At 39.4% G+C, this 11821-nt stretch carries 6 protein-coding genes; all 6 read left to right on the top strand.

The window, feature by feature from the left end:
- Positions 1–1002: 1002 nt before the first annotated feature.
- A complete protein-coding gene (locus tag F6K54_RS29670) occupies positions 1003–1773 on the top strand; it encodes a DUF928 domain-containing protein (protein WP_293085848.1) in 771 nt (256 codons plus the stop codon).
- A 94-nt stretch (positions 1774–1867) separates the two neighbouring features.
- Entirely contained in the window at positions 1868–3361 is a 1494-nt protein-coding gene (locus tag F6K54_RS29675) for a transposase (protein ID WP_293085850.1), read from the top strand.
- Between the two features lie 395 nt (positions 3362–3756).
- Positions 3757–5991 (top strand): adenylate/guanylate cyclase domain-containing protein, encoded by a 2235-nt coding sequence (locus F6K54_RS29680; RefSeq protein ID WP_293085853.1) that lies wholly within the window; start codon positions 3757–3759, stop codon positions 5989–5991.
- A 76-nt stretch (positions 5992–6067) separates the two neighbouring features.
- Entirely contained in the window at positions 6068–9640 is a 3573-nt protein-coding gene (locus tag F6K54_RS29685; RefSeq protein WP_293085861.1) for a CHAT domain-containing protein, read from the top strand.
- Between the two features lie 4 nt (positions 9641–9644).
- Positions 9645–10580 (top strand): hypothetical protein, encoded by a 936-nt coding sequence (locus F6K54_RS29690; protein WP_293085855.1) that lies wholly within the window; start codon positions 9645–9647, stop codon positions 10578–10580.
- Positions 10581–10735: 155 nt separating this feature from the next.
- Positions 10736–11485: a DUF364 domain-containing protein gene (locus tag F6K54_RS29695; protein ID WP_293085858.1), complete on the top strand. Its 750-nt coding sequence runs from the start codon at positions 10736–10738 to the stop codon at positions 11483–11485.
- The last annotated feature ends 336 nt before the right edge of the window (positions 11486–11821 follow it).

Below are 11821 nucleotides of genomic sequence, written 5' to 3' on the forward strand. Positions count from 1 at the left end.
CCCCACTGCAATTGACCTTCATAAACTATTAGTAGCAATGGTTAAACCTAATAACTATTGGTATTATGAAGTATCTAAAACAGCGCCGAGCTATGCTTTGAGATATTTATCATCAGCTTGGAAACGATCCCTTATCCTGAAAGTCAGTTGTTAATTTAAACACTGTCCTTAAGAATAGAGTCTTGTTGCTGAAGTCCGCAGTTCCTCCGGAGGAGGCTAGCTGACAGCTAATAGCTGTTTGCGCAGCATTCCGCAGGAAATGCTTACAAATTATCTCGTAGAAGCGATTGTTCCTCAAAGATAATTTTTCTTATATCTAAAAACAAATTATGAAAAAATTTTATCTTCTCACTCCTCTATTGCAAGATATAGCGTAAATATTTTTTGTAATTATATATATTGCTAATCAAGAGATATAATAGATTATATTATGTCTGCTTAATTAGTGCTGAAAAAACTTTTTTCTTCCCTATATTTTCTTTACCGAATAATTAAGGTGAAAATCCTCTCCTTTAAAGGAGAAACAATGAATTAATTTTCCTTTGATTCAATCCTCTTTCTTTTAGGGAGAGGTAATTATCAATTATCCATTATCAATTATCAATTATTGAATCTCTTCTTTTCCCTGACCAAAAAATAAGGTCTCAAGCCTCCTCTTAAGGGGATGAAGCAGCAGTCAAGGGATGGCGTTTTGCTTCGCAACAGAAGAAAGCGGAGCAGCTCTGTCAAGAGCGGTTTTCCTCGCCATATCCAATCGACCAAGAGAAAATAAATTTCAGTATTTCAATCCCAATGCTTTAGCCAGAGGAACTGATAACTGAAATGAGCATACTTACTTAATTTATAAACATCAAACTGCATATCAGATTAACGGTCAGTAATAATCTATAAAAGATAAATAATTAAAAGTTTGAGGTAAATTAAGACACCGATAAAAACTTATTTATATGTTAGAATTACAGGTATAGTGAAAATATCAAAAAAAGGAGATATCATTAGATTATGGGGAGGCAAAATATCAAGTTTTGGGGACTTTTGGCTTTAGCTACATCCCCAATAATTATGACTTTTTCAGGGGTGCAGTTAGTACAAGCACAGTCAACCGCAGAATTACTGATTAGTATAGAATTTCCTTCTGGGCCACAAAGGGAAAGCTCAGGAAACACAACAGGTGGGGGGACTCGTGGAATCTGCCCTATTGCTCCTGGTCAAATTGAATTGACAGCCTTAACGCCTGGAGATAATGTCGCAACAACAGTTGCAGATAATCCCAAATTTTTCGTGTATGTTCCCGAACACGAAGCAAAGTCAGCAGAATTTGAAATAACTGATAAATCAGGTAATAGCATCTATTCAACTAAATTAGATATTTCCGAGACTTCTGGCATTGTGAAACTTGCCCTGCCCAAAAATGTAAGTCTGACAACTAATAAAGAATATATTTGGGTATTTGTGATGATTTGCGATGAATCGGATTACAGTGTTAACAAAATTGTTGAAGGAATTGTCAAAAAAGTAGAAATCAGTTCAGACTTAGAAAATAGCTTAAAAAATGCTAGTCCCCTGGAACAAGCAGAGATATATGCAAAAGCAAAAATTTGGAATGAAACCATCGCTACCGTGGCTGAGTTACGCAATTCTTACCCTACAGAGTGGGAGGAATTACTAAAGTCGGTAGGGTTAGACGAGATTGCTTCCGAACCCTTTGCACCCTGCTGTCAAGTAGAAGAAGAAATTAACTCCCCCGGCGGGAAGTCCCGCGCTCTCCCGTAGGGGAGCGTCGTATGGGAAAGCCGGGCGTTATGTGTGTGGTTGATCCTGATTTTTGATATAATAACTAATGTAGATATAAAGGTCGATACAGATTATGCTACTGAAATACAAGTACAAGTTAAAACCACATAAAAGGCAAGCGGTTATTATCTCCAATTGGTTATCCATGGCCAGGAAGCAATATAATTACCGTTTAGCTGAACGGTTACACTGGTTTGAAGCAACACGCACACCAGTAAACGCTTGTCCTCTTAATGTTTCAGTAGTACCAGTGGACCGGATTTATCAAAATATCCCTGAATTTAGGGTACAAACACGGGATGGCAGAAAAAAGGACGATAATGGTAATCCGATAACAAAGAAAGGGGATAAGCATCCGAATATAGTTAATGGCTATGTTTTGTGGGAGACTGTTCAACTAGCAAACTTAGGACAAACCAAACAACTATTCCCTGAATACAAGTCCATGCACTCTCAGGTTTTACAAGATGTTATCCAAAGAGTACAAACTACTATGGATAATTTTATCAAGCCGGATAAAAACGGTAAAACCAGCGGTAGACCTAAATTTAAAGGTAAACATTACTATAATTCTTTTAGTTATCCCCAGTTATCAAACACTAATATTGTCAAAAATGCTAACGGTCGGTATTGTATCAATTTACCGAAAATCGGCTTAGTCCCTTTTGTCTTCAATCGCCCAATACCAGAAGGATTCAAAGTTAAGACAGGTACTGTGATACGCGCGGCAGATGGTCTGTATATCAGCTTAACGATAGAAGATCAGACTGTACCTGTAGAGGTTGCAGAAATTCAACCCACTGAAGATAACTCAATAGGTATTGATTTAGGATTGCTGCACTATATTGTTACATCTGATGGTGAGTTTATAGAAGTTCCTAGGTTTTTTAGATTTTCTGAACATCGCTTGTCTAAACTACAGGTAAGATTAGCTAAAAAACAAAAACATTCAAAAACTTGGAAAGTTCTCAAACGTAAAATAGCTAAACTGCATCAACTAATAGCTAGGCAACGACTGGACTGGCAGTTCAAACTGGCTTATCATTTATTTAGTGACTATCAAGTGATATTTTTAGAAGACCTACAGATAGCAAATTTAGTGAGGCGTTGCAGAGCTAAATTAGGTGACAATGGTCAATTCTTACCCAATGGTCAGTCAGCGAAGTCAGGATTAAATAAGTCTTTGCAAGATGCAGCTTTTGGCCAGTTTGTTCAAGTCTTAGAGTATGTAGCCTGGAAATTAGGCAAGAGAATTATCAAAGTAGACCCAAAAGGTACGTCTCAAAATTGTTGGGAATGTTTGAATAAAGTCTCTAAAAGCTTATCAGAGCGCTGGCATTCTTGCTCTAGATGTGGTCAAGAATTAGATAGAGACTATAACTCAGCCACCCCTCTAGCTCCCCTCCCGGGAGGGGATGGGGGTGGGTTGGATTATTATCAACACAGGGGGAGGACATCACCTCTGTTAAAACAGCGGTCAGGGTTTCCCGGGCTGAAGAATCCCGCGTTGTCCCGTAAGGGCAACGTCGGGAGTATGTCAAGTTACCATTGGAATAGCTGTAAGTAACTAGGTTGAGTCTAGTACACTACTATCACATTGATTTTATGGTAAAGGTGGGCAAATCGATCTGTTTTTTTTACCGAATAATTAAGGTTGAAAGCCTCTCCTTTAAATGGAAACAAGAAAAAATTTTCATGATTAGTCAATCCTATCTGTTTTCAAGGAGAGGTAATAATTAATAATTAATAATTAATAATTAATAATTAATTTTTGATCAAAAAATAGGGTTTCAAGCCTCCCCTTTCAAGGGGATAAAAAAATAAAGTTCCATATTTCAATCCCAATACTTTCCTACGGAATGCTACGCAAACAGGCAGAGGTACTGATAACTGATAACTGATAACTGATAACTGAAATAACCCTCCCAAAAACTTTTAATTTCTACAAAGCAGCTAACACAAATGTTATGGAATAAATGTAAGAATTTTTTTTCTCAATGGTATGGTGTATGGATTACCGCCCCCACTATTACAGGGTTAGTAATCCTACTACGTTTTCTTGGCTTACTACAAGCTTGGGAATGGGCAACTTATGACCAATATATGCGATTGCGGCCTTTGGAAAGTCCAGACGATCGCATAGCAATCGTAGGTATTAATGAAGATGATGTCAGAGCAGTCGGGCAGCCAATTTTTCCTGATGCTATTTATGCGAAATTGCTGAATAAATTAAAAGCAATGGAGCCAGAAGTTATTGGTTTAGACATTTATCGAGACTTACCTGTAGAACCTGGCCATCAGGACTTAGTGAAAGTATTCGAGTCTACCACCAACTTGGTAGGGATTAAAAAAGTAGTGGGGGAAAGGCAAAATGACGTAATAGAAGCAGCACCAGCTCTGGAAGCAAACAATCAGGCAGGCGCTAATGATGTAAAGGTAGACCCAGATAAAAAAATTCGACGAGGCTATTTATATGTCACGCTGCAAAACGGAGAAAATGTCTGGAGTTTTGCTTCTCATATTGCTTTGCGTTACTTAGATAATTTAGATATTAGTCTCGAGAAAATTGATGGTGACAAATTTCAGCTAGGAAAGACTATAATCAAGCCATTTGAAGCCAATGATGGTGGTTATATCAGGGCAGATGCAGGTGGTTATCTGATGCTTTTAAACTACCGGGGCCCGAGTCGCTACTTTGAGACTGTTTCCATGATGGATATTCTCGAAGACAGAGTGCCGCCTGATTGGGGTCGCGATCGCATCATCTTGATTGGAGCAGTCAGTGAAGGTTTTAATGATTTATTTTCTACTCCCTACAGTAGTAACTTAATTAAAACTCTAGAACCCATGAGTGGGGTAGAAGTTCATGCTAACCTCATCAGTCAACTAATTAGTTCTGCTACCGATGGCCGTCCTCTAATTCAGGATTGGGCAGAACCTCTTGAATGGGCATGGATTTTATTCTGGTCTTTAGTGGGGGCGGCAACAACTTGGAAATGGCGTACTGCTGGTGGTGTTAGCTATTTTTCTATTTGGAAAGTAATTACAATGTTCGCTGCAGGTGTGCTTTTATTCGCTAGCACTTATACTGCTTTTGTTTGGAATTTGTGGTTGCCAGTAATTCCAGCATTTTTAGGTATGAGTATGTCAGCTGTTACAATTACAGCTTATATTGCTCGTACTGCACAAGATATTCGCAAAACTTTTGGTCGTTATTTAACTGATGAAGTCGTGGCTACTTTATTAGAAAGTCCTGAAGGATTAAAATTAGGAGGGGAACGCCGAAAAATCACAATTTTAACTTCTGATTTAAGAGGATTTACTGCTACATCAGAACGTATAACACCAGAAGAAGTTGTGAAAATTCTTAACTTTTATTTGGGATATATGGCAGATGTAATTACTAAGTATCAAGGAACTATTGATGAGTTTATGGGAGATGGAATTTTGGTTTTATTCGGTGCTCCTATAACTAGAAAAGATGACCCAGTAAGAGCTGTTGCTTGTGCTATTGATATGCAATTAGCAATGGAACCTGTCAATAAACAGATGAAAGAATGGGGTTTACCACCATTAGAAATGGGAATTGGTATTAATACTGGAGAGGTTGTTGTTGGTAATATTGGCTCTGATAAACGGACAAAATATGGTGTTGTAGGCAGTCAGGTAAATTTAACTTATCGGATTGAATCTTATACTACAGGTGGTCAAATTTTAATTTCTGGAACAACTTTAAATGAAGTGGGACCGATAATTAAAATTAATGATGAAAAAGAAGTAATGCCAAAAGGAGTAAAAAAACCAATTACTATTTATGATGTTGGTGGTATTGATGGTAAATATAATTTATTATTGACAAAAGAAGAAGAACATTATCTACCACTTCAAGAACCAATATCTTTAAATTATGTAGTCTTAGATGGTAAAAATGTCGGTGATTGTTTGCAAAAAGGAAGTTTAATCAAACTATCAGAAAAAGAAGCAGAAATTCAGGGTATGCAAACACGAGATGATTTGCCACCAGCTTTGATTAATATTAAGCTTAATTTGATCTGGGATGGAGTAGAAAGTGAGGATGTTTATGGCAAGGTTTTAGAGAAAAAAGGAGAAAATGGAAATTTTTATATTCATTTTACGGCTAAACCGCCAGATGTTTCTGCTAAATTAGAATCTTTGTATAAATCATTGCAAAATTAGTGGTTATTTCAAAATCCGGAAAATAAATCGGGAAAATTGAAGAAATTTTTGTATAAGCTAACTACAGTAAAAGTTGATGTTTACACTCCGACTTACTCAAGAGGTGGACAGTCAGTCTGACTCTTATTCTGTTAAAGTGGCCTTGGAAAGAAGTAGCAAAATTCAAGAATGTATATCACATTTTGTATTTCAAGTCAAGGAGCAAGAGCAGGAAAATATTCGTTGGTATCTTGAAGATTTCCTGAAATATCCTCAAGAACCTGCGCCCAAGATTGCAGCTAAGATTGAACAGCGCATGGCAGAAATAGGGATAGAACTTTTCGAGAAGGTGTTTGATGCCAACTCGGACACCAGACTACTCTGGAAAGAAGTGCGCGATCGCCTGAACGAAACTCGCATAGAGATTATTACTGGTGTCAGGGAGGCGACAGCTATTCCCTGGGAGTTGATGTGCAACCCTGAAACTAATATGTCCCTGGCCTTAGCTGCTAAAGCTTTTGTCCGCAAACCTGATCGAGAAGTACCAGAATCTCAGATTCCCAAACCATCTAAAAACAATATTCGGATTCTGTTGGTTATTTGTCGCCCTGGTGGAGAGAGCGACGTAGCTTTTCGTTCCGTGGCAACTAAATTAATTAAGGGGTTGACTCAGAGCGGTAGGGAGATATTTCAATTAGATGTGTTGCGCCCTCCGAACTACGAGCAGTTGAAATCAGTGCTGCAACAAGCTAAAAAAGAAGGTCAACCGTATGATATTGTTCATTTTGACGGACATGGGGAATATGGAGCTTTCACTTCATCAAAGATCCGGGGTCATCTAATATTTGAGAACCCTAATTCTCAAGACAAAGGAGAACCTATACCGGGGAAAATATTGGGCAAATTGCTGAAAAAAACGGGAGTATCCTTGTTACTACTGAATGCTTGTCGCTCTGCTTATGCAGAGGTTCCGACAGAACCTGGTAAAACTCTGGTAGATCAAAAGGCTCAGGCTTATGAAACTCTGGCCCAAGAGGTAATGAATGCAGGGGTTGCGGGTGTAATAGCAATGCGCTACAACTTGTACGTTGTTACCGCTGCCCAGTTTGTGACTGACCTCTATGCTGCTCTGGCTAAAGGTCAAACCCTTGGTGAAGCTGTTACTCAAGGGCGTCAGCAGTTACACGCTAAACAGATGCGGGAAATCAAGATTACCTCTGAAGCACAGGAGTTAGAAGATTGGACGGTGCCTATAGTATATGAAGTTGCACCTATAGCTCCTTTCCGAAAATTCTCCGAAGTTGACAAACAACCGTTTGATCTTGGGCAGAATAATGCCGTACCTACACAGGTAAAGCTTGACCCAGATTTGCCTAAAAACCCAGAGGCAGGTTTTTTTGGTCGTGACGAAACCTTATTAGCGCTTGACCGTGCTTTCGATACTAAAAAGATTGTTCTGCTCCACTCTTATGCTGGAAATGGTAAGACTTCAGTTGCTGCTGAGTTTGGTCGCTGGTATGGTCAAACTGGTGGTGTAACGGGGTTGATTTTGTTTACCTCGTTTGAGTGGTATATGCCTTTGGCACGACTAATAGATAAGATTGGTCAAATTTTTAGACATTTCCTAGAGGCGAAGGGCATTAATTGGTTGGCTTTGAGCGACGAAGAACGACGAAATAAAGCGGTGGAAGTGTTACGAGAAAACTCTGTATTGTGGATTTGGGATAATGTTGAGCCTGTAGCAGGGTTTCCTGCTGGTACAAAGTCAGCTTGGAGTGAGACTGAGCAACAGAAACTGGTGAAATTTTTGGAGGATGTGACAACGGAAACTGAGACAAAGTTTTTGCTGACTTCCCGTCGCAATGAGCAAAGGTGGTTGGGGGATATTCCTCATCGCATTACTATGCCAGCAATGCTGATACCAGAGAGGGTGCAGTTGGCAAGAGCTTTAGCAGAGCAGCAGGGTTATCAGTTAGGAACGGTGACAGAATGGCTACCTTTACTGCAATTTAGCATGGGTAATCCACTGACTATTAGGGTGTTAGTGGGCCAGGCGTTGCTCTATGGGTTGAGGAGCAAAGAGCAGATTGAAGATTTTGTAGTTAAGTTGCGTTTGGGAGAGGGAGTAATTGATGATGAGCGGGAAGGGCGATCGAGTTCTTTGGGTGCTTCTTTGAGTTATGGGTTTGAACAAGCTTTTACCGAGCAAGAGCGGCAACAGTTGGCGTTGCTACATTTATTTCAAGGTTTTGCGGATGTAAGAGCATTATGTTTGATGGGTAACGTGGATAAGGATTGGTGTGTTCCCAGTGTGCGTGGTTTAACTCGTGAATCAGGTGTTTCTTTATTTAACAGAGCTGCTGAAATAGGATTGCTGATTGGCGTTGTTCGTTACTATTATATTATCCATCCTGCTCTACCTTGGTATTTTAAGAAACTTTTTGAGCAATATTACTTGCCACAGACTAAGAACAACCCTGAGTTAGCTGCTTATGCTTTTGTTAAGGTAAAAGGCTCATTCGGAGTATACTGTGCTCAAGAATATGAAAATGGTAACCGTGATATCATCCTTGAATTAATTGGTGAAGAGGCAAATTTATTGTCTGCCATGAAGCTAGCACAAATCAATAGATGGTGGACTGAAGTAATTAACACAATGCAGGGTTTGACTGCACTGTACAATGACATGGGGCGACGAAGAGAGAGAATACAACTGGTAAATAATATTTTGCCAGACTTAGTTGAGCCAGATACAAACAGACCTCGACCTGGATGTGAAGAACAATGGAGTTTCATTACCCAAGAGCGGGTTAAGATTGCCATGGAGGAACTAAAGTGGACAGAAGCCGAGCGCTTACAAAGAGGTCGTGTAGATTTGAATCGCCAACGAGCTGCTTCTGCTATTGCTATAGAACCCCAGTTTTTGGATAGGGTACAACGTCATGCGATTCGCAGCTTAGGAATATCTTTACTTCAACTTGGTATAATTTTGATGGAGCAAGGTAAGTCAGATTGTGTTGTCGCCTATAAGGAAACTCTTTCTCTGTATCAACACATCAATGACTTATCCGCTGAAGCTGTGCTGGCTTTCAATATGGGTAGAGCTTACGCAGATATTCCTAACATTCGTAATTTAGAAAAGGCTGAACATTGGTACAAACGTAGTTTAGAGCTTTGTGAAAAACACGATCCCCTAGGAAGTAGCAAATGCTTGGGACAACTGGGTTCAGTTGCTTATGAAAGATTCAAAGAAGCGCAGAAGATTGGAGAAGCAGAGGAAAAACTCACTCATTATCTTGGTGAAGCTGCAAAATTTTGCAATCGTCAGATCAAGTTGCTTTCTCCCAATGCACCTGATACTTTGGCAGTACCCCATGACTTACTAGGTCTTATATACAGTCATACAACAGAGCGAATTCTGGCTTTGTCGCACTTCCGCAAGTCTATTAGCTACTACGAAGCCTCCGGTAATCTTTATGGTGCAGCGCAAACTCGCGTTCATGTTGCAGCTCAATTAGCTGGAGATGGTTACTTTGATGATGCTTTACTATATGCTCAAGAAGCTCTAGAGAATTATCAAATTTATGGAGATAGTGCTGTAGCAGATATTGAGAAGACAGTAAATTTAATTCAGCTAATTCAACAAAACATTCAAAATCAAGGAGATTAAACAAATGCCAACAGAAACTTGGTTCGATGATATCCCTGTAATCGGCAACTTATCCCCAGAGGAAGCAGCAGCTAAACTCCTGGAAGTGGGGGAAGAAGAGACTGCCAAATCCCTAACAGCACCAAGAAAAAAAGTAACAACAACTCCGACTGATTTCGGACTTCGGGAAGATTTACTGCCCTTTTTAGACAAACCATGGCTATACACCCAACATATTTTTGGCTATGTCAATCCCTCAAACTCCGAGGGTACAGAGTTACTCATTGAGGATGCTTGCGAGATTGAAGCTGATACAACCCTGATCAACAATCCCATCAATATTAACCTAGAACAAATGGGCGTTGCTAAGTATCCAGGGGGTGGCACCCATTATATTTTGTTTGATTTTCAAGCACAAACACAAATACTAGACAGTAGGGAAACTCTAAATATTAATACTACTCACCGAATTAAGGATGGAGAAGTAGCAATTATTAATCAGCCAATTTTTGCTCCATTGTATGTGGATGCTGAAGGCGTTGATTTCAGGTGTCTCACTGTGAATGTTAAGAATGAAGAAGACGAAAGAGCATTGAGTTTTCTAGAGTCTCCAGTTTTCAGGTCTGGTTTAGCGGCAGCAGCTACAATGTCACAACTAGCAATTTTTCCTCTATCTCACTTAGCTATTGGTTTAATTAAAATGGTTGCTAAACGTTCTAAAAATGTACCTGTTCAGAAATTTGAGATGGGTCTTGATGTTAGCGACATATCGGAACGCCCCCGCCTTGCAGAAGGTTTCTACATTGCAGTACAAATTCCTGAAAATTATAAAAATGCCTGGGATTGGGAAGATTGGGTATACAATCCTGAAACTGGTCAAATTGTCGAAGATGGCGATCGTACAGAATTAATTCCCTATAATTATATCGTGTTTAGTGTCAGTCGTTACCAAGTAAAGTGAAGTTATAAGCTAGTATATAAAAAGGACTTACACTAAGACCATATTAGTATATCTCAAAACTATAACGTATTATATAATAATTATTGTTTAGAACTCAAAAATGTGTAAGTCCTAATCAAAATATGATATAAGACAAGCTAATTTTTAACTTAACTATGGTGCATCATAAAGAAATATATGACTTGTTATTAGACTATGGCAATACCAAAACTCCGATCAAAGAAATATTAATTGGTTTAACATGGACTTTGTGCGAAACAGAAGGCATTGGTTTATGTATGAGTCCAGGTACAGTGACGCGCACATTACCTTGGTCAGGAACTCTGGTAAATAAACCTGTGAAAGAGTTGGCATCCTGGTTGCGGTCTTGGAATAGTTTTGAGGCAACGGTGGGGATGGCTGCTATTAATGCAGAAATAAATGGGCGTTCTCCACTTCCTGCTCAAGGAGAATCATTATCTCCTTATGGACCAGGAAATTTGGCAGTATTTGAATATTTTCTACCGATGATTCGTGGAAAAAAAGTTGTTATTATTGGTAGGTATCCTAGGTTGTCTCGTTATGAGAATGAGATGGAAATGACTGTCATAGAAAGGCAACCGGGAGCGGACGATCTTCCCGATCAAGCATCGGAATATTTGCTACCGGAGGCGGAATGGGTGTTTTTGACGGCGACTTCTATTGCTAATAAAACTTTTCCTCGTTTGGTGGAGTTAGCAAAAGATTCTCAGTTGGTATTGATGGGGCCAACAATGCCTTGGTTGGCTGATTTTAAACAATTTGGGATTGATTATTTGGCAGGAGTAACTGTTAGTAATTCCCAAGCTTTAAGACAAACTGTTGCTGAAGGGGGTGGGGTGAGAATTTTTGAAACAGGGGTGCAATATCATGTGTTGAAGTTGTAGTATAGCAGGGAACGGGGAAGTGGTGCATAGTAATGTGGGTACCCACCCCTAACCCCTCCCAGGAGGGGAATGTGGTCAGAAATTAAAAAATATATATCTTCACACGTTAGCGAGCAGAACTACCCAGTTCAAATAAAAACACTATCAGAACTTTATTATAACTAATTAGGGTTTGCGCTCAAAAGTCTTATGGGTGAGGGTAGGAGACAGGAGACAGGAGACAGGAGGAACGGGGAATTTAGAGCAGGTAGGAGTAAGAATTTTCCCAAGATTTTTCTGCCCAACTATGCGCCTAAAATACTAACTTTTTGAGCGTTTTAGACTTAAATAGGCGCA

The sequence above is a fragment of the Okeania sp. SIO3B5 genome (assembly GCF_010692555.1).
Taxonomy (GTDB): domain Bacteria; phylum Cyanobacteriota; class Cyanobacteriia; order Cyanobacteriales; family Microcoleaceae; genus Okeania.

Excerpts from the sequence above, each read along its gene's own strand:
- F6K54_RS29670 (WP_293085848.1), top strand. The coding sequence starts at position 1,003 with ATGGGGAGGCAAAATATCAAGTTTTGGGGACTTTTGGCTTTAGCTACA.
- F6K54_RS29675 (WP_293085850.1), top strand. The coding sequence starts at position 1,868 with ATGCTACTGAAATACAAGTACAAGTTAAAACCACATAAAAGGCAAGCG.
- F6K54_RS29680 (WP_293085853.1), top strand. The coding sequence starts at position 3,757 with ATGTTATGGAATAAATGTAAGAATTTTTTTTCTCAATGGTATGGTGTA.
- F6K54_RS29685 (WP_293085861.1), top strand. The coding sequence starts at position 6,068 with ATGTTTACACTCCGACTTACTCAAGAGGTGGACAGTCAGTCTGACTCT.
- F6K54_RS29690 (WP_293085855.1), top strand. The coding sequence starts at position 9,645 with ATGCCAACAGAAACTTGGTTCGATGATATCCCTGTAATCGGCAACTTA.
- F6K54_RS29695 (WP_293085858.1), top strand. The coding sequence starts at position 10,736 with ATGGTGCATCATAAAGAAATATATGACTTGTTATTAGACTATGGCAAT.